Annotated in this window: 25 protein-coding genes and 1 pseudogene; 3 read left to right on the forward strand and 23 right to left on the reverse strand. The window is 49.3% G+C overall.

What is annotated here, in order from left to right; all coding sequences use genetic code 11:
- Nucleotides 1–146: 146 nt before the first annotated feature.
- From Xhom_RS22520 to Xhom_RS22560, 9 genes are read right to left on the reverse strand one after another with little or no spacing between them, the layout of a single operon-like run.
- Nucleotides 147–494: a phage tail protein gene (locus Xhom_RS22520; RefSeq protein WP_069318288.1), complete on the reverse strand. Its 348-nt coding sequence runs from the start codon at nucleotides 492–494 to the stop codon at nucleotides 147–149.
- Complete coding sequence (locus Xhom_RS22525) at nucleotides 491–952, reverse strand: phage tail protein (protein WP_069318287.1); 462 nt, start codon at nucleotides 950–952, stop codon at nucleotides 491–493. The genes Xhom_RS22520 and Xhom_RS22525 overlap by 4 nt, the downstream gene beginning before the upstream one ends.
- Before the next feature lie 19 nt (nucleotides 953–971).
- Nucleotides 972–1,376 carry an HK97-gp10 family putative phage morphogenesis protein gene (locus Xhom_RS22530; protein WP_069318286.1) on the reverse strand — a complete coding sequence of 135 codons (405 nt, stop codon included), beginning with the start codon at nucleotides 1,374–1,376 and terminating at the stop codon, nucleotides 972–974.
- A complete protein-coding gene (locus Xhom_RS22535) occupies nucleotides 1,369–1,761 on the reverse strand; it encodes a hypothetical protein (RefSeq protein ID WP_069318285.1) in 393 nt (130 codons plus the stop codon). Before Xhom_RS22535 ends, Xhom_RS22530 begins: the two co-directional genes overlap by 8 nt.
- The gene (locus tag Xhom_RS22540) at nucleotides 1,754–2,161 is read right to left on the reverse strand and encodes a phage head closure protein (RefSeq protein WP_232326199.1); all 408 of its coding nucleotides are present in this window, start codon (nucleotides 2,159–2,161) and stop codon (nucleotides 1,754–1,756) included. The genes Xhom_RS22535 and Xhom_RS22540 overlap by 8 nt, the downstream gene beginning before the upstream one ends.
- On the reverse strand, nucleotides 2,085–2,387 hold the full coding sequence (locus tag Xhom_RS22545) for a head-tail connector protein (RefSeq protein WP_069318283.1): 303 nt from the start codon (nucleotides 2,385–2,387) through the stop codon (nucleotides 2,085–2,087). Before Xhom_RS22545 ends, Xhom_RS22540 begins: the two co-directional genes overlap by 77 nt.
- A gap of 15 nt (nucleotides 2,388–2,402) precedes the next feature.
- Nucleotides 2,403–3,614 carry a phage major capsid protein gene (locus Xhom_RS22550; RefSeq protein ID WP_069318282.1) on the reverse strand — a complete coding sequence of 404 codons (1,212 nt, stop codon included), beginning with the start codon at nucleotides 3,612–3,614 and terminating at the stop codon, nucleotides 2,403–2,405.
- Nucleotides 3,615–3,626: 12 nt separating this feature from the next.
- On the reverse strand, nucleotides 3,627–4,277 hold the full coding sequence (locus tag Xhom_RS22555; RefSeq protein WP_069318592.1) for an HK97 family phage prohead protease: 651 nt from the start codon (nucleotides 4,275–4,277) through the stop codon (nucleotides 3,627–3,629).
- Nucleotides 4,255–5,487 (reverse strand): phage portal protein, encoded by a 1,233-nt coding sequence (locus Xhom_RS22560; RefSeq protein WP_069318281.1) that lies wholly within the window; start codon nucleotides 5,485–5,487, stop codon nucleotides 4,255–4,257. Before Xhom_RS22560 ends, Xhom_RS22555 begins: the two co-directional genes overlap by 23 nt.
- On the opposite strand from Xhom_RS22560, the gene Xhom_RS47140 reads away from it, so the two are divergent.
- Complete coding sequence (locus Xhom_RS47140; RefSeq protein WP_169928497.1) at nucleotides 5,447–5,665, forward strand: hypothetical protein; 219 nt, start codon at nucleotides 5,447–5,449, stop codon at nucleotides 5,663–5,665. The two genes, Xhom_RS22560 and Xhom_RS47140, sit on opposite strands and share 41 nt — an antisense overlap.
- A 7-nt stretch (nucleotides 5,666–5,672) precedes the next feature.
- On the opposite strand, the gene Xhom_RS22565 is transcribed toward Xhom_RS47140, so the two are convergent.
- From Xhom_RS22565 to Xhom_RS22635, 14 genes and pseudogenes are all read right to left on the reverse strand, one after another.
- Nucleotides 5,673–7,403 carry a terminase large subunit gene (locus Xhom_RS22565; RefSeq protein ID WP_069318280.1) on the reverse strand — a complete coding sequence of 577 codons (1,731 nt, stop codon included), beginning with the start codon at nucleotides 7,401–7,403 and terminating at the stop codon, nucleotides 5,673–5,675.
- Nucleotides 7,400–7,894 (reverse strand): annotated as a pseudogene (locus Xhom_RS22570) (phage terminase small subunit P27 family). Before Xhom_RS22570 ends, Xhom_RS22565 begins: the two are co-directional and overlap by 4 nt.
- A gap of 168 nt (nucleotides 7,895–8,062) precedes the next feature.
- Entirely contained in the window at nucleotides 8,063–8,419 is a 357-nt protein-coding gene (locus tag Xhom_RS22575; protein ID WP_069318279.1) for an HNH endonuclease, read from the reverse strand.
- 581 nt (nucleotides 8,420–9,000) lie between these two features.
- Complete coding sequence (locus Xhom_RS22585; protein WP_069318277.1) at nucleotides 9,001–9,450, reverse strand: lysis protein; 450 nt, start codon at nucleotides 9,448–9,450, stop codon at nucleotides 9,001–9,003.
- Nucleotides 9,451–9,461: 11 nt separating this feature from the next.
- A complete protein-coding gene (locus Xhom_RS22590) occupies nucleotides 9,462–9,881 on the reverse strand; it encodes a lysozyme (RefSeq protein ID WP_046335925.1) in 420 nt (139 codons plus the stop codon).
- Nucleotides 9,865–10,197 (reverse strand): phage holin, lambda family, encoded by a 333-nt coding sequence (locus Xhom_RS22595; protein ID WP_099139842.1) that lies wholly within the window; start codon nucleotides 10,195–10,197, stop codon nucleotides 9,865–9,867. The genes Xhom_RS22590 and Xhom_RS22595 overlap by 17 nt, the downstream gene beginning before the upstream one ends.
- A 225-nt stretch (nucleotides 10,198–10,422) precedes the next feature.
- A complete protein-coding gene (locus tag Xhom_RS22600; protein ID WP_069318276.1) occupies nucleotides 10,423–11,256 on the reverse strand; it encodes a DUF2829 domain-containing protein in 834 nt (277 codons plus the stop codon).
- A gap of 151 nt (nucleotides 11,257–11,407) precedes the next feature.
- The gene (locus Xhom_RS22605; RefSeq protein WP_069318275.1) at nucleotides 11,408–12,445 is read right to left on the reverse strand and encodes a DNA-methyltransferase; all 1,038 of its coding nucleotides are present in this window, start codon (nucleotides 12,443–12,445) and stop codon (nucleotides 11,408–11,410) included.
- A gap of 99 nt (nucleotides 12,446–12,544) precedes the next feature.
- Nucleotides 12,545–12,745: a hypothetical protein gene (locus tag Xhom_RS22610; protein ID WP_069318274.1), complete on the reverse strand. Its 201-nt coding sequence runs from the start codon at nucleotides 12,743–12,745 to the stop codon at nucleotides 12,545–12,547.
- A 220-nt stretch (nucleotides 12,746–12,965) separates the two neighbouring features.
- Complete coding sequence (locus tag Xhom_RS22615; RefSeq protein ID WP_069318273.1) at nucleotides 12,966–13,355, reverse strand: antiterminator Q family protein; 390 nt, start codon at nucleotides 13,353–13,355, stop codon at nucleotides 12,966–12,968.
- Nucleotides 13,356–13,373: 18 nt separating this feature from the next.
- Entirely contained in the window at nucleotides 13,374–14,735 is a 1,362-nt protein-coding gene (locus tag Xhom_RS22620; protein ID WP_069318272.1) for a replicative DNA helicase, read from the reverse strand.
- The gene (locus Xhom_RS22625; RefSeq protein WP_244590803.1) at nucleotides 14,732–15,157 is read right to left on the reverse strand and encodes an ATP-binding protein; all 426 of its coding nucleotides are present in this window, start codon (nucleotides 15,155–15,157) and stop codon (nucleotides 14,732–14,734) included. The genes Xhom_RS22620 and Xhom_RS22625 overlap by 4 nt, the downstream gene beginning before the upstream one ends.
- 174 nt (nucleotides 15,158–15,331) lie before the next feature.
- Nucleotides 15,332–16,114 (reverse strand): helix-turn-helix domain-containing protein, encoded by a 783-nt coding sequence (locus Xhom_RS22630; RefSeq protein ID WP_069318270.1) that lies wholly within the window; start codon nucleotides 16,112–16,114, stop codon nucleotides 15,332–15,334.
- A gap of 78 nt (nucleotides 16,115–16,192) precedes the next feature.
- Nucleotides 16,193–16,429, reverse strand: a complete 237-nt coding sequence (locus Xhom_RS22635) for a transcriptional regulator (RefSeq protein ID WP_069318269.1) — start codon at nucleotides 16,427–16,429, stop codon at nucleotides 16,193–16,195.
- A 153-nt stretch (nucleotides 16,430–16,582) separates the two neighbouring features.
- Here Xhom_RS22635 and Xhom_RS22640 point away from each other — a divergent pair, with 153 nt between their 5' ends.
- Together Xhom_RS22640 and Xhom_RS22645 are read left to right on the forward strand one after the other, a co-directional pair.
- Entirely contained in the window at nucleotides 16,583–17,194 is a 612-nt protein-coding gene (locus Xhom_RS22640) for a helix-turn-helix domain-containing protein (RefSeq protein WP_069318268.1), read from the forward strand.
- Between the two features lie 276 nt (nucleotides 17,195–17,470).
- The gene (locus Xhom_RS22645; protein WP_069318267.1) at nucleotides 17,471–17,866 is read left to right on the forward strand and encodes a hypothetical protein; all 396 of its coding nucleotides are present in this window, start codon (nucleotides 17,471–17,473) and stop codon (nucleotides 17,864–17,866) included.
- Nucleotides 17,867–18,052 lie beyond the last annotated feature (186 nt).

The following is an 18,052-nucleotide window of genomic DNA, read 5'->3' on the forward strand; positions in this document are numbered from 1 at the left end:
ACTGTCTGCCGGTTGGCGGTGTTTCAGTCGGTAATAGGCTTGCCATTCGTTGAGCGTGGACGCCGGCAAGGACAGGATACGATAGGGATCGATTTCGCCGAGCTGTTCCGCTAACGTGAAGGCAAAATGCAGCCACGACGAGTCAGTTAGTTTTTTTCGGCCTCCTCCAGCGTGCCGATGGAATGGCGCTTCACGGTCTGGATGGCTTCAATTAGGATGGCGTTATCATGGACGATCATCAATTCCTCTGCGGTGGGCAGATCATCGGCGGGAATGGGTTTACCCTTATCATCCACCAGACAATCCAGTACCATCTGTATATTCAGGCGGGAAGCCCCGCGCCCGTCTCCCGCTTCACTCAGCTTTTCCGCTTTTTCTTCCAGCTCCAGCAGTTCCAGTGCCGTCATCCGACGCAGATTGATTTGCGTACCAAACAATTCCACCGCTTTAATCTGCGGACGCGGAGTCAGTAAAGCCGCTTTCAGTGCTTTCATGGGTTAACTCCTATTTTGCTGTCTGCGATACCCCAAACGAGGTTGTTTTGTTTGCCTTTGACGGTGATCTGGATCACTTCACTCGCCGGCGCGTTAATGTCATTCATTTCCCAGCCGGAAAGCGCCAGTACCATCGTGGCAGTCCGTTTATTCGGCAGGGCGATGTAAAACTGCACGGTTTCGCGCTTTTCAGCCGCGTTTAGGAAAGAGACAAAATCGTCGTTCGCCGGATCATCGATAAAGCCGAGGGATTTTTCCGGGCCTTCCGGTATATCGGAGATAAACTGCTTATTGGTATCCATCAGGGTGGTGCAGTCGACAAAGCTGCCGGTCAGCCCGGTTGCACCCAAGGCTTTACAGTTGATGAGGGGTTTCATCTGTGCCACGCTATCGCCGGGTTTGCCGAACTTAACGACCGTACCTACCGGCAGAACAGCGTATTCGGGGGACGTTGTCATGATGATGACTCCTGTCAGGTTATTTGCTATAAGACGATAAAGCGGCGCTGATTTCCCGCGCCAGCGCGGTTAAAACGGCCTGTTTGTTGTAATCCAGCGCCGGACGGATAAAGGGACTCGGCACCTGTTTGATCGTGCCCATTTCCTGTGCTAAGGCTTTCATCCGGTGAGCTTTGGTGGGGCCGACGGTAATCATCACCCCGCCCGGGTATTTCTTCGATTTCGTGGAGCGGGTTTTGATATTGTCCCGCAGATGTGGCTCTTTACTCTTGGAGTCATACCCCGCATGAGCCTGCATGTCTTCCTGCACGATTTCCATCGCCGTTTTACCGGCTTGACGCAGAACTTTAGTCTGAAGATCAACCTCCAGTTCCTGCAATTTGCGCCCTAATGCCTCGAGGCCGGACACGCTGGCACTAATCATCTGTGACCTCCGTATAGGCAATGATAAAATCACGGGTGATACGGTAACGCTTGCGATTTTCGGTCAGCTCTTCCGCCTCCTGCTGCAAAATCCCGCGTGAAATGGTTTGTACCGGATAACCACCGAGCAAGCCATGCTGGACGGATTCCCATGCTGAACGGATTTTCGCTTCCAGTCGCAGGGCCTGGGTGTAATCGTTCAGCACCATAATACTGATTTGGAAACGTGCTTCGATTAACGGTGAGGCCACCAACCCGAGAGTGAATCGGGGATCGCTGATGCGCTGATAGGTCACGCCTTCTAATACTGTCGAGGGCAACATCAGCGGATAAACCGGCAGGCCCGTTATCCGTTCTAAATCGGCTTTCAGTTCAGGTTCAATCATGGCGCACATCGGCCTCCGTGGTCATTATCGTGCGGTCGGCACGATTACGGTCAATGGTGCGTACCGTGAACCGCCGATCCTGATGTTCAATCAGCCAACCCGGCCCGATATCACGCCGGGATCTGACGGTAAATTGCTGTACCTCGATCACCTGTTGCTGCTCGGCAGTACGGAGCTTTCGGTTGGACACGGCCTCGGCTTTTGCCCAGACAGTGGCGACAGTGCTGTGGCTGAACGTTTCTGCACCCAGTTCGTCCCGATGAATAACCGGACGAAGTAACCGGATACGATGATGCAGTTCTCCTGCTTTCATCGTGATTCTCCTATAATGGAATAAAACGATAGGGTTCCAGTAAGGCCTGAAAGCCCAGCGGCAATGACTGGCCGTCCCGACTGTCATACCAGAATCCCACGGTCAACATAATCGCCAGTGCCACATCATCGGTCACGAGCAAGCCATCGGGATCATCCTCCGGTACCACGCTCTCATACAGGCGACGGTTCAGGTAGCTTTCCGCCCGTTTGATGGCAGCGCGGGAATAGGTGTTTAATAAATCATCTTCGGCGGGATTATCACTGTCGAGTCGGCACTGCTGCCTGAGCAGATCCAAAGAGGGGAATGGCATGTGAACTCCTGATAATTACGCCTTACCTTCTGCCGCTTTCAGCAATTTCACGGCGTTGCTGTCCACCAGCAGCGCACCCACCCGTTTGGTGGTATAGAAGTGAATAAACGGCTTGTGCGTGTAGGGATCGCGCAGCATACGTACCCCAAGACGATCCAAAATGGTATAGCAGCGTTTGAAGCTCCCGAACGCCATCGGCACCGTACCTGCCCCCAAATCGGCGAACTGCTCATTCTCGGCAATACCGTAACCGAGCAAGGCGGAAGGTTGCCCCACTTGCAGGCCCGGCTGCCACAGGTAGTTGCCCTGACTGTCTTTCAGGGTGCGCACCTGAAACAGCATGTTGTTGTTCATCATGAACTTTGCGCCGGTGCGATACGGTTTACGCAGTGTGTAGATCAGCTGCAGTATGTCGTCGGCGGTGATCTCGGTCGGCTTTTTCAGCAACCGATGCTGCAACGTGCCCCATTTGCGATCTTTGTCTTCCTGCGCATCACTGCCGTAGGCCAGCAAACCTTTCGGTTTGTTTTTGCCGTCACCGTGGGTAAACGCACTCTCCTCCTGCTCAGCAAACTCTTGTGTGAGTTCAGACGAAATAAAGGCGTCCACATCGAAAAAGGCATCATCCAGCATGGTCTGGGTCGCGGCTGGATTACCGTAAATCTCGCCCCATGTCGGTTCGATGGGCATCAGCTTCGGTGTTTGCGTTTCCGGTCGTTCATCGGTTTCTCCCACCCAGCCACTGTTAGCACCGCCCTGATTCACCAACCGCTTAAAGTTCGGGCTGCCTACGGACACCACGTGACACTCAGCACGCATCACCACTTCGTCTTTCAGGGCATTGATGATATTGCGATCCAGCTCTTCCGGCACGGCATAGCCACCTTCAGGATCGACCGTGGTTTGCATCGCTTTTTGTTCCAGCGCTGCCAGCCCCTCTTCCTTGCCCTTGCGGAGAAACTGAGCAAACGCCGCTTTGTGTTCACTCACTGCGGGCGTATTGCTGCCGCCTGCCGGACGTTTCAGCCCCGCCAGCTCCTCTTCCAGCGCGGTTTTCAGGGTATCCAGCTCAGACAGTTTGCCATTCAGCGTATCCACCTGCTCGGACAACTTCCCTTTCTGGGCTTCGATGGCCTCAATACGCTGATCGTTCTTCTGCCTGAATTCATCGAAACGCTGCTGAATTTCTTGCGCAACCTGTTGTACATCTTTGACTTCAATCGCCATCAAACACTCCGGTTAGTTAAAATGTAATGATTTCAGGGCCGTTAATGCCGAGGTAGTCTCAGCATCAGGCAAAGACAACGCGCCGTATCCCTCCGCCATAAAGGCCTTAGCCTGAGCGCGGGAGAGTCCAACATCGCGCAGAACCCGTTCAATACAACTGGGATTGGGGATATCACCCCGGGCCAAGGCGGATTTCACATTGCTCACCCGCGCATCCTCGTTAGCGGGAAAAGTCACCAGACTGACTTCCCATAAATCGAGATCTTTCAATAAAAAAGCCTGCTTTGTTCGGTCATACTCTCCGTCTTTCAGGGTGTAACCGATCGACAAACCAGAAAGTGATCCAGCTTTCATATGGGCATGAGCCCGTTTTGCCAGCGGATCAGCTTCGATCAACAATCGCCCTTTGAGATACAGTCCGGTCTCGTCTTCTTTCATGTCGGTATAAATCCCGATGGGTTCATCCATCCGGTGCTGCCAGAGCAACGCAGGCAGACTGCCTTTTTCACCCCATTGTTTCAGCGTATTGGCAAACGCACCGGGTAAGACAATATCATCAACGCTGTCTTTGAGGCCGAACACAGAGCCGTATCCCTCAAATTCGCCGGCATCGTTGACCGATTTGATTTTCAGCGGCATATCAAGTCGTTGTTGGGTGATCATCGGCATGATTTTCTTCCTCTTTTTTCGGCGCTGGTTCAGGTTGCGTGGTCATGTTCATCGGTGTGAGATAAATATCGCCGCCCTCACGGGGATTGAGTTCTTCCAGCTCCCGGCATTCATTCGGCGCGTAAATACCCCAGTTAATACCGGTGGCGTAGGCTTCAAAGCGGGATTTCATATCGCCACGCAGTAAAGCTCCCGTGTTAAACTTGGCATAGAACCGCCCCTGTTTAGCAGTTTTGACCAGCCCAGCATTAATACGTTGTTCAATGCGGGTGAGGTACGGCACCAGCGAGTAATTAATAAACCCGATCCCCAGATTTTCAATGTTGTTAAAGGTCGCGCGATCAGTGTTCTGCACCATATGCAACGGCACCCGGAAAATGCGGCAGATTTCCTCCAACTGAAACTTACGGGTTTCCAGAAACTGTGCATCTTCTGCCGATAAACTGATTTGATGCCATTTCAGCCCCATCTCCAGGATCATCGGCTTATGGGCGTTGACCAGCCCCTGATGACGGGCTTCAAAATCCATTTTCAGACGCTGATAGGCTTCCTCTTTCAAGGCTTGATCCGTTTGCAGGACACCGCTGGTCACGGCCCCGTTGCCAAACAATCGAGAACCGTGTTCTTCGGTGGCCAGCCCCAGCCCTATCGCTTGCCGGGCGTAAGTAATCGGGCTTAACCCGGTCAGACCATCCAGTGTAAAAATGCGCACATGCCAGAGTTCATCCTGTGTCAGCGTCCGGTTTTCACCGCTCGGGAAGGTCACCTGATAGTCCGGCTGCCAATCTTTGTTGAGTTTTGCCGTGACGCTGCCCGGATCGAGGGGCAGTAACTCCACCACTTCCCCGAGCGCCTTCACTTTGTAAGCATAGAAATTACCACGCAGGCACAGGCAGGCAATGAGCAACTCCCAGAACTCCTGCGGTGTCATATAGTGATTGGGTTTGACCGACAACAGTTGATGCAGCCGCTCTTTAATGGCACGTCGGTTGCCGCGTTCTAATTGCTCATACAGCGAACAGGGCAACATACCGACCGATTCCGCCAACACCCGCACACAACTGAACACGGCGGTGAGCTGCATGGCTAACTGCGGGCTGACCCGCCGCCCGCTGTAGGTATCATAGGACAGGCCAATCAGTTCACTTAAGTCACGGACGGTCATGGCGTCGGCGGATTTGCGAAATAAGCCGGGGAAAAACATCAGGTCTCCTTATCGGGTTTCTGACTCAATATACGTGAGACCCCATACGACCAGCCGAGGCACAGGCAGCCTGCCACCATCAATCCCGCAGCCGGCAACAGCCGCCATGCGCCGTAAGACAGCAGAGCGCAGCCTGCCAGCCCAACCAGCGGGGCAGCCATCATTAATAATTTCATAAAAAAATCTCAGAGTGAGCGAACACCGTGGGAGATCAGATGATCGGAAAGACTGGGGGCTGCGTGCAAAATCGCCCGCCCCATCGCCATCATCAGCGCCACTGCGCCATCAATTTTGCTGTCTTTCTGCTCTTTAATCGGGCGCACAATATCATCGTTGCCGCCCATCGTTTTCCCGACCACATTACCGATACACCATGACATAATCGGGTGACCGTCATGATGGAAACGCCCGGATTGAATCGCCGCTTCCAGCGCTTTCATCGGATCACTCATATGCGTGAAATTCTGAGTAATGATGATAGGGTTAATGCCCTCGTCTGCCAGTGCGTGAGATAAGCCGGTGGCCCCGAAGGGATCAATCGGTGCCTCATTAACCGGATTCAGGTGACAAGCGAGCTTGGCTTCTTCAAGAATGTAGCGGTAATCCACTTCGGCGCCTTCTGTGACAGTCAGCAGATCCATTTCCACCCATTTCTGAAAACGCTCAGCACTGCGCCGATTTTCGTTCTGTTCCACACAGTAAACCGTGTCATACGGCACCCAGAACCGTGGCGCAATACTGTAGAAATGCTGTTTGCCGTCAATCTCACGCGAAAAAAGCCGCGCCATGCTGTTCATGTCCAGCTTGCGGGCGAGGTCAAAGGCCAGAAAGCAGGGCTGACCCTCGAATTGCGCCAGTGTCAGTGAGGTGTCTTCGCACTGTTTCCAGCTCACACTATTAAAATAAGCCTCACGGGCCGATACCCAGATATTCAGGTGTTTGGTCTTGAATACGCTGGCTAAACGCGGGTTATTCAGGGCGCGTTGTTGCTGGCTCAGCAGGAAATCAGCATAGACTGAGACCCCCATATTCGGGTTGGCCTTGCGTAATACGTCCGGTGAGGTCCAGTCATCCCCCTCGTCCACGGTATAGATCACCCCGAACAGCTCTTCATTGGGCACATTGCCGGACAGCATCTCGATCACCTCGCGCCGCTTGTCATAACACGGGCCTTCAATGTTGTAACCTGCCGTGGTGATCGCCCACATCAGTGGCTGACGCCGTGCCCCCATGCCCGTCAGCATAGTGGTGTAGAGATCATCGGTATCATGCTCGTGGTACTCATCCACAATCGCACAACTGGGTGACTGCCCATCCCCGGGATTGCCGATCAGCGGCTCAAACCGGGCTCCGTCTGCCGGACGATTCATATTGGAAGCATTTACTTCAATACCAAATGCCTCAATCAGTAATGGCGTGCGATTGCACATCAAGCGGGCTGGCCGGAACACTTCCCACGCCTGTTTCTCCGTGGTCGCACCGGAATAGACTTCCGCGTCAAATTCGTCATCAAAGGTAAAGCAATAGAGTGCCACACCCGCTGAAATGGCGGATTTGCCATTTTTACGCGGAATTTCGGTATACACTTCCCGAAAACGGCGTAACCGGCTGCCTTTATGCACCCAGCCAAAGGCCGAGCAGACAATAAGCAGTTGCCACGGCTCCAGTGTGATCGGCATCCGTTTAAACGCCCATTCCCCTTTGGTGTGCGGCAGGAGCTGGATAAATTTCGCGGCACGTTCGGCCAGCGCTTTATCGAACCGATATTTGAATAGCGTGCTCTTTTCCTGATTCAGATTATCCAGATGCCGCTGACAGGCCTCTCTGACGTAGCGACTAACGTCAATTTTGCCGCGCACCACATCACGGGCATATTGGTTCGCCGCATTGATATTCAGGTAAGATTTACGGCTCACGATGCAATCATCCTCATAAACGGATTATCCGTTTTAGCCTGACCTGCCGCCCCAATCAAACGCTGACGGCTGCTCGGATCGAGTCCCAACATCGAGCCGGTCGTATCCATTTCAGCCTGTTGCTCTTTTTTAGCGGTCAGTTCCGGGTTTTTAATCGGACCGCCGGTTGCACCGGTCACGGTATTACCCTGCCGGGCGATATTCATCACGGCATTGCGCCAGAACTGGTAAGCCACACACCAGCGTTCGAGCACAGCGAGATCGGTGACACACAGTAATCCTTGTGCACATAATTCCTTACTGGTCAGCGCCCACATCACCTCGGCCAGCGACATTTCACTTTCAGCAAACTAATCCGGCGGTGAAACGCTCGTCAACGGGGTAAAAGTCGGTTCATCCCGATTCAGCCTGCGTTTGCCCGGATTGCCTGCCAGTGCCTTACGTGCCGTCGGCTTGGGGCGACGACCTGACTTGCCCGCCGTTCCGGTCATACACAGCATCTCCCGTGCTTAAAAACAGTGAAAAACGCGTGATTTAAATTTCATTTTTCGCGGGGATAAAAAAAGCCCCACGGTGGCGGTCCTTCGGAGCGAGAGGGGCAGCGATTTGAGCCGCCCTCCCCCTATAACGATGACATGAGCAATAGTTACAATCAGAAATTAATCTCTTCGTAATCGCTCGGTCGCGGTTTTCTGCCGATGGCAGGCTTCACATAATAATTGCAGGTTGCTTAACGCCTCAGTGCCACCGTGGGCTTTGGGTTGGATATGGTCAACCGTGGAGCCGGTGACCACTCGCCCCTGCCGCAAGCAGTGCTGGCACAGAGAATTATCTCGTTGTTTGACCCGCGTCTTTAGCTTATCCCATTGACTGCCATAGCCACGTTGGTGTCGGCTCTTGCTTTGCTGATGAGACTGCCAGCCCATGTGCAGGTGGTCAGTGCAGTAGCCGCTGCGGTCGGTGGTGGTCTTGGGGCAACCTGACTTGCGACAGGATCGGGGAATACGAGGTGGCATGTTCTGGTCTCCATATGGCAAAAAACCACCCGAAGGTGGTTATCATAAGGCGGTTGGTTATATAATACGAAGTCGTACCTCAATCATTACATTTGAACGCGTGACCTATAAGTAGGCTTCCCCATTAATTCGATAAATGCTGGAAATTGAGACCAAAGAAAACAAGCCAAACAGAATAATAAGACAACTACCACGCCTAATATCGCAAAACCTTTCCAGTCATTAAGTGAGTAGTTTTTTATTTTGTAATCGCTAATACCTGTTATCAATACATACAACAGCACTATCGTCATAAGAGTAACGATGGGTAAGAAAGACATGCAAAGCATCACGAATATCCCTTTGAGCATAACCCAAACTCCCTTTATTGATTAATATCATTGGATTTTCAGTCTACTTTACGTGCATATTGTTGTCAGCTGCTTTACCTCATTATGTACCGCTACCCTAACTTTAGATGCAGACTACATTAGTCACAACTGTATCCTGGTAGAGGAGGGCTTGAAATAATGCTCTCCTCATGCGTGAAATCACTGGATGTGATTGATCGCTAATACCCACGATGCCTGATTATTCACATCTCACAAACACAGTGTTCTCACATATTCCTGCAAATAGCTTAATTTTGCCCGATCGTTGATAATGCCCTCTCGGATATCAAGAACAGTTGATCCAGCTTCTCCAGTGAGTTCGACGGTGATTGCATCGACCACGCTGCTGGAGGAAGTGATTTCAGACACGGGGCAGGTGGCTTGGATGCGCAGCTTGAGACGACCAGCGGCAACATCAGCCCGAAGAGTGTCGATTTCAGTCTTGGCATTGGCGAGTTCCTGCGTGTGTTTGCTATCCAGTTCATGCAGCATGTCAATATGCATGCTCTGATAGTCGATAGTGTCAGTCAGTTGCTGGATTTCAGTTACCTGGTCGCTATTAATGCCGAGCTGTTTCTTATAGCCAGCGCGGTATAAGAAGGCAGCGGCTGAAGCAATAATCAATGCAATAACAACGCCAGAGGTGAAATTGAGCTTCATGATAAAAACATCTAGCGCTCAGATGTCCTGCGATTATCCAGCCCACGCATAACCTTGCCTGCTGCTTTATTCCATCGGGAAAACTCTGCCGCTGCGCCGGTGTAATCACTTTGATTGAGTTTCTTCAATAAAGTGGAACCCGAAAAGTTCCCGCTGCCACAATTGAAGATAAACGAGCACAAGGCATCGAACTGGCTTTGACTCAAAGGAACTTTAACCAATCTTCTTAAGGTGGTGTATATAGGTTGGAGATCATCATGTAGGAATGCTTCGGCTTGCTGCTCTGTAATCACATCCCCTTTTTTAACTCCTTTTGTATGACCATAACCAATGGTCCACGGCATACCGCCGGTTGCGGGATCAGGGTAGGCTTTTCGTTTCAGACCTTCGTACCGTTTGATACACTCAAGACCTTTATTGCTGATTTCCATCAGAAGAAGCTCCTGCTCTTTTCTTTGCCGCCTTACGCAACAATTGGCCGATAAAATCTGTTCCCAGATAACCAATCACCACACTGCCGACGTAAGCTAAGTCAGGATTCAGACCAAACAGATTTAATACATCACGAATGAACCAAGCAAACATGGCACATATAAAGGCATCGATAGACACTTTTAACCAACCTACACCGTTATAGCGACCTCGGAAAAATGCCATTATTCCTGCGAGTACAGCTCCGATGCCTTGTTCTTTTACTGATATAATCCACTCACCGAGGTATACCCAGATATCAGAGTTTTCTTTCATTTTTATACACCCCCTATTCGAGCAATGAGCATCCGTGGGGTGAAATATATTCGCCCCTGTGAGTTGTAGTAAGTAAGGCACCAGCAACAAAAAGTAGTAACGTAATTGCAGTGGCAAAAACAAAAAAACTGCGTCAAGTGAAGTGACTTCATTAAGCTGGACACTTCATAAAACACAGTCTTAACATAATCTAATCCAGTACTATGAATATATTTTTTATATCAATTATTCCTCAAAAAAATTAAATTCAAGTTCTAGTTTTTTTCCAATTGATGAGATAAATAATTCTTCTAATGCTGCTGAACCTTCTGTTCGAGGATATAATAGAGTCGCAGAATAGTATGTCTTAGCGATTCCTAAATCATATTCTTTATCTAAATATTTAATAATTAATTTTTTTGAACCAAGTTGGTCTTTGATTTTACTAGAGTTATTCATCTCATCAAGAACAAAGTCACGATTAGGTTCTGAATTCGAATGAATTACCCTGAATTGACTAATTTTATTTGGAAGCAATGTATCATTACTAATGACTTCCCATGCTCCTGTACTGTAGTCAGTAGTGGTACCATGTAGATCTCCATAACCAACATAGTGAGTTTTGTTAGAGGAAATATATTCACCAACAGTTAACCGTACTTTCAATTGATGCGCAGGCTTAACAAATGGTTTAGGTTTAATGAGCTCTTCTTTCTGTTCTACAAAATGCCAATCACACGCCATCATATCTTCCTGCGTTGGCTGCCACGGCACAAAATTACCGTGCTCATTGCGCAGATCAATATGAGTCAAATAATCGTATTTAGTCTCAACAGCAACGCCATCAACGGCATAAGCGCTATCTTTCTCTACGGCTAAATTATTTACACGTGGAGTGATAGCCAGATACATCTCATTATTCCCTTGGCAATTCACCCAAACAGAACGGGTAACGCGCTTGCGTAGTTTTAATTGAATCAAAGCCCAAGAAAAAGAGCCCGCTGGTGCAATAAAACAATCACACTGATATTGTTTTGGTTCAAAGGGGCATTCATGTTCAGGCTTAATAAATTCAGACATACTATTTCCTTATATTTATAAATAATGGGAAGTTAAATTTAATATTTAATTTCCGCCTGCTGTTAAACAGGATGAATATATTAATAAATTCTTATGTTTTAATATATCGATTCGCCTTGTGTGGTCATTTTTACAATCCACTGGACCCAATTCATTTATTTGTAAATAATTTGATTTCCTGCTCCGTTTGCTTAAACCGTTCCTCTTCCAGCTCCACACCTAATACACGACGATTGAGTTTCAACGCCGCTTTCAGTGTCGCCCCGGAACCCATAAAGAAATCGGCTACCAAATCCCCTTCCCGGCTGCTGGACTGGATAATATGCGCCATTAAATCAGCCGGTTTTTCACACAGATGTTTGCCCGGATAATACTGCACTGGCGCAAAATGCCAGACATCGGTATAAGGCACGTCTGCCGTCACCGTGAATGAACGGCGCATTAAACCGTATTCCTGCCGCAATTCGTCATACTGACGCGACAGGGTGAAATGAGAGTCCACCAGCTCAGAATACGGGGTGTTCAGTTCACCACGCGGGTGCTTTTCTTTAGCAATACGGTCAAACAGTCCCTGCAACTTTTGATAGCCCGTTTCACTGGGTAACTGCCACTGGCTGTCGCTGAACCAGTGACTGGCCATCTGCTTTCCGGTAGCTTTGTGTATGGCTTTTGCTGTGATGCCTAACGCTTTGCGAGCATCACGAAAATAATCGACCAGCGGTTTAAACACCGACTGTTTCAGTTCCCGGCATTGTTTGAAATAGCCATCGCCTTTCGGGTGATAAGGACCTTGGTAATGTTCGGCAAAAATGATACGTTCAGTGGCCGGAAAATACATGCGCAGGCTTTCTTTATTCTGCCTGCGCCACGGGCCAGACGGTTTCGCCCAGATAATATGGTTCAGCACGTTAAACCGTTCCCGCACCAGCAGTTCCGTATCCGAGGCCAGACGCGAACCACAGAACATATACAGGCTACCGTTCGGTTTCAGTACCCGCCAGAATTCAGCCAACAGTTCATCCAGCCACGCAAGGTAAGCCGTGACGTCCTCCCACTGATTATCCCAGCTACAATCTTTCACGCGAAAGTACGGCGGGTCTGTGGCAATTAAGTCAATGCAGTTATCTGGCAGGGTTTTGATAAATTTTAGGGAGTCATCGTTGACTAAGGTGACAGGGCGTAAATCCATCCGCTTTTTTCCTCTCGACGCTGACTGTTCTCAGGAAAACGACAACACGAAAAACCGGCATTCACCGGCTACACTTTCACGTTCTGGGAAATAACCCCATCAGGGAGAACGTTTGAAAAACGTGTCATCGTCCCGGCTTTCCATTAAACCCGCCAGACGAAATTGTGTTAACAATAGTTGGCAACGGGGTTCAGGCAACCCCATTAATTTAGACACTTCAGAAACAGAAAACCACGTATGCAAAGGCACGGCATCTAAAACACAGGCGGCTGTTATTGTCATATCTTCATGTTTTAGCATGATAAATTTAACCTCATGGTCAGTTTTTATGCTTGAACACACATGTAACTCTGACCCATCACAACAGCAAGTCTTATGTTTTATTTCAGGCGTAAAAAAACCTTGCGCGGGGCAAGGTTTAAGCTGCCGGGTATTAATAAGCCGGGGGACTTTGCTATCACGTTTATCACAATAGCGCCGTTTTTACGATCGTAAAGATTTATTTTTATAGGCAGTCACATCAGGGATATTGTACTAACGGGATATCTTTATCCATGTCCAGTACGATATCCAGCATCATTAACATCCCTTCAATCACGCCTTCAGCCTTTTGTAATCGCTTCCCGATGTGCGTATCCGAACAATGATGATCATGGGCGAGTTGCATAAACGTTTTACCAAAGACGTAATAATCAAAGAGCAGATCGTGCGCATCGTTACACTGCTGATTCAGTTTTGCCATGCAACTGGCGATAATCATGGCATCGTCATCACAACACTGTACGCGGGATTTCACCCGGTTCGGGATTAACCCGTTGAAACCCGCCGCAATGGAAGACCAGTAAACCCCGTCACAATTATCCGCCACCCATGCGCCCCAACGTTCCATGACTAGCTGAATATCACGCATTCACGCACTCCCCTGTGATTAAAGCGCCCTGTTGGCATAATGGCGTTGTTTTTGTTGGGCTTGTTGCGACCTGCGGCAAATTTCGGCTGCCGATATCTGATCGGTCGGCAGGTAATGACCGTGCCTGAATGCCTGATAAACTGTGCCGGTTTGCCCGTGACGATTCTTCTCCAGAATAATTTCCGCGTACTGACTGGCGGAACTGAGTGGGTTATACACCCCATCTCGATACGTAAAAATGATGCGATCCGCATCCTGCTCCAGTGAGCCGGAATCACGCAAGTCAGCCGCTATCGGGCGACGTTGATTCAAAGGGCGCTTATCCACTTCCCTTGAGAGCTGGCTCAAAGCCGTGACCGGGGTATGCAGCCGTTTCGCCAAGCCTTTCAGTGCCTTCGATATTTCTGCCACAGCTAAATCATGGCGGTCAGCCCGGGGTTTTCGAATCAACCCAAGGTAGTCGACGAAAATCCCCTTTAAGTTCGGGTGGCGACGCTGATGAGTTTCACTGATAGCGCAAATTTGTTCGATACTCAGGTCGCTGGCATCCAGCACATGAATATCCCGGTCGATAAGTGAACCCAGTACATTACCAATCCGCCCCCAGTCCTCATCATACAGTTCACAGTTTCGGAGTTTAGACACCGGCATCGCCGCCGAACTCGCCACCATGCGCTCGGCAATTTGTTGCGCTGCCATTTCCATGGAAAACAACAACGCCCCGCCACCATTGCGGGTCATGCCGTCAATCATACACAGGGCCAGTTCCGTTTTTCCCATGCCCGGGCGTCCGCCCAGTAAAATCAGGTCAGTCGGGTTAAATCCGCCGGTCAGTTCGTCCAGCGGCTCAATACCCGTTAGGATCATGCCGGTCTTGCCCTGATTGCGCGCCTCCAGTGTTTCAACGTACCTGTCCAGTAAGGTACCGATGACCACAGGCTGTAAGCTACTCTCGCTCTGGGATATCCCATTAAACCGGGAGGCAAATGCCTCAATCAGTGCTTCCGCTTGGGTGTGATTGCCACAGGCCTGGATCTCTTGCTGGTAGCGGTTAATCAGCTCAGTGACCTGACGTACCCGCCAGTAACGCATGACTTTTTCCGCATAGCCTTTTAAATTGGCCCGCCAGACCGGCGTTTTGGCTAATTCCAGCAAGTTAGCCAGAATACCGCGTTCTTCGCCCATCGCATCCGCAATGAAAAAGGGATCGATAATCGCACTGCTCAGGGCCTGCTTTTTGATTTCGCCGTACACCCGGCGCAGATGAACGGAGCTGAACGCCTCATCCGGTAACACCGCTAATACGTTGTAGGCATCCGGTGTCGCCCCGCCGGATAACAAGCCACTGATGACGGCCATTTCCAAATCATAGACATTCATGCGATTTCCCTCCGGTAGCTTTCCCAGTCAAAGGCCAGTACCGTGCCGCCCTGAAGCACTCGGTCCAGCGTCCGGTCACCCAAAAACTGCGCCAGCTCAGTCACGGGCAAATTACTGATCAGAATGGTGGGCAGCAGATCTTCATAGCGATTATTCAGCACCTCAAACAGAATATGGCGTTCAGACTCCGTGCCGTACTGCACGCCGATTTCGTCAATCACCAGCAAATCCAGCTCGCTGTAAAATTTCAGGGTATCAAATTCACTCATCTCCCCTTCGCTGTTCCATGAGCGACGAAACGCCCGGATGATGCGTGACGCAGTGGTGATAAAAACCGCTTCATCCCCGCCTGCGACAATTTCACGGCAGAGGGCGACGGCAAGGTGAGTTTTGCCTGTGCCCTGACGCCCGCACAGGATCATGCCTTCCCCAGCCCGCTTGCGTTCCGCCCACGTCTGGACGTAGCCCTGACAGGTTTTCAGATTGGTTTCTGCCCTGCGATTCTGTGGCTGGTAGGTGGCAAAGCTGGCCTGCGCAAAGCGGGGGACGATGTTCAATATTCCCGGTTCCGTTGTTTCCATCACGTCTGCTGCTCCTTAAAGATTTTTTGTCCAGCTCGCGCCGTGTGATTCATAACGCTTGTGCTCAAATCCGCTATGGGTGTTGACTTGGGGCTGCCAACCGGATTTCTGCTTGTCAGGAAATAACCCTTGCCAGCTGTTGGCAATGGAGGTGCAAATTACCTCGTCAGGATTGGGACAAGTTGCCAATTGCTTGGCCTGCTGGCGGCAACTGGTTTCGGTCAGGGGTTTCCTGATTTCCTGCCGGAACGTCACCCAATCTGCCCATATTTCGGCACTGACATTCTCGGGTTTGGCCGTCAGGGGATCGAATACTGATTTTTTTGCCTGTTTTTCCTGCCCAGTCCCTTGGGGTTTTATAGGTTCTTTGACTGATTCCTTGACTGATTCAAAAGAGTGACTGATTCTGGTGCCATCTGACGGCATAGGGGGTCTGCCATTGGGCGGCACAGGGGTGTCAGCAGATGGCATAGGGCCGCCAGCCGGTGGCACAGGGGGTATGCTTTTAGGTAACACAGGGCCAGCAGATAAATTCAGGGTGTAGACATTCGAGGCATTCCCTTTCCCGTTGTGATTACCCAGCCGGTTTTCCTTGGTCAGCAAGCCCATCTTAATCAGGGCATCAATGTGACTTCGCACGGCGCTTTTGCTGCATTCACAGTGATCTGCAATATGCTGATACGAGGGCCAGCACTCCCCTTTGTCATTTGCATTATCGGCCAGCTTAATCAGCACCAGTTTTCTCAGGGGATTCCCCACCCGGATAGCCATTGCCTTCGCCATCAGACTCATACTCATGCCATTTCTCCCTGTTACCGTATGTTAAATCTCATTCCTATGTTCAAAACACCCCGCATATTCAGTCCCGGCTAGAATTTATTGAGAAGTTTTAGTTTCAGGCGGCGGTAAAACGGTAGGCAGATCAGGACGCAATTCATGCGCCTGAACCGCTCCGTTTGAAAAAACCACAATATCGGGGACCCGTGATACCGAAACCCGTTTTTTTCCGTACAACCATGCACTGATAAGCGATTGCGCACACCCCAGCACCTGAGCCAATTTGGCCTGACTGCCTGCGATATCTATCACTTTTTTTATCACACTGTTTTTCATTTTTCCCTTCTCCAACACGACCGCAATAACAATATCACTAACAGTCAATATATATCACTATAGGAGTGTTTGTAAAGATATCACTCTAGAGATAGAATAAGCAACCGATAATTCAGGATAGCAATACAAAAATAACCCCCTCATGAGGCACTTATGACTCTTGCTGATAGATTAAAAGAAGCCATGGCAGATAAAGGTCTAACCCAATCCTCTCTAGCCAAAAAAGCCGGCATGGCGCAATCCATGATATGGAAATTACTCTCCGGGAACGCGACCAAAACAGGCCGGCTCGTTGATTTGGCCAAGGCGCTTGACGTTCGCCCGGAGTGGCTGAGTGATGGCAGTGGTCATAAATCGCAGTCCGGTGATACTGATTTTGCTGTCAGGAATGACAACCGTTATGCACCGGTAAAAATTTATGAAGCAGAACAAGAAACCCCGGAGTACTTCATGATGCCGGCCTTTTCTGAACAGCAAACCGCGTTTGAATCCTGTCGGGCTTATCGCATCACCCAAAATACCGGCTGTGCTGAAGCGCCAGAAGGGACGGTGATCGTGGTGGATACACAGGAAGAGATCGCCAATGATGATTTAGTCTATGCCCGCATCGGAGAACATTATTCCGTTTATCGTTATAAACAAGGGGGAACTGTCGGATTTTTATCTGTGGATGACTCACGTATTCCCTTGATAACCCTCACTCCTGACATAGAAATCGTCGGGGTGATTGTGTATTTATTTCGGAATATGAAGCGAAAACGATAACATTCTTCCCTCCCACTCGAACACCACCAAACCCTGCCTGAATTTACGATAAGATACTGTTTTTAATGCAGTATCTTTAACTCCATTGAAATCATCATCCCCTTAAAAACTCCATACCATTCAAATGATATCAAATTAAAATTATTTGATATCAATAAGATAATTAAAAAATTTGATTTATATCACTTTTGGTATGGATCTGATGAAATTTAAGTGATAATGTTAGCGGCATCAAAGTGATAGGAATAATCACTACCCTAATAAACGAGAGGATTTATGCGTACCTTCATTTCTGCCATCATCAAAAAACCGGCAACACAACAAAAAAAAGCTATCAACATTAAAGGGATTGTTGCCAATATCACACAAAAAAACAGCCTGCATGCAGGAACAACACATATCACCTTTTTGGCAGATCAATATCATCAGGACAAAACCCAGCATCACGGCATGGATATAAAGAATAACGATGAATTTAAACATCATATCTTAGCGACGTATCGGGTCAGCCCAAAACATACCGAGCCAGTGCCTTGCTATCATTTAGAACTGATTGTCGATTACGGTTATGCACTCTATCAGCGGCGAGGACGGTATATGAATTTAGTGGATATATTGCCTTTTACTCAATTTTCAGCCCCGGAAATAAAAACTACCATCATTGATAATTAACACATTCATGAATGCAAGGAAAATAACAGCAATGGATTGCCTGAAATAAAAATAAACGACTTAATCATGAAATTAAGCGCTTAATTTGTGCAGGTTTATTGTATGCAAAATGTGTAAATTATTCGGAGAGAAATAAAATGAGGCTCGTTGCTAATCATAAGAATAAGAAAAAAGCCAGTCTTACCA

It is taken from the genome of Xenorhabdus hominickii (assembly GCF_002632725.1).
GTDB classification, from domain to species: Bacteria; Pseudomonadota; Gammaproteobacteria; order Enterobacterales; family Enterobacteriaceae; genus Xenorhabdus; species Xenorhabdus hominickii.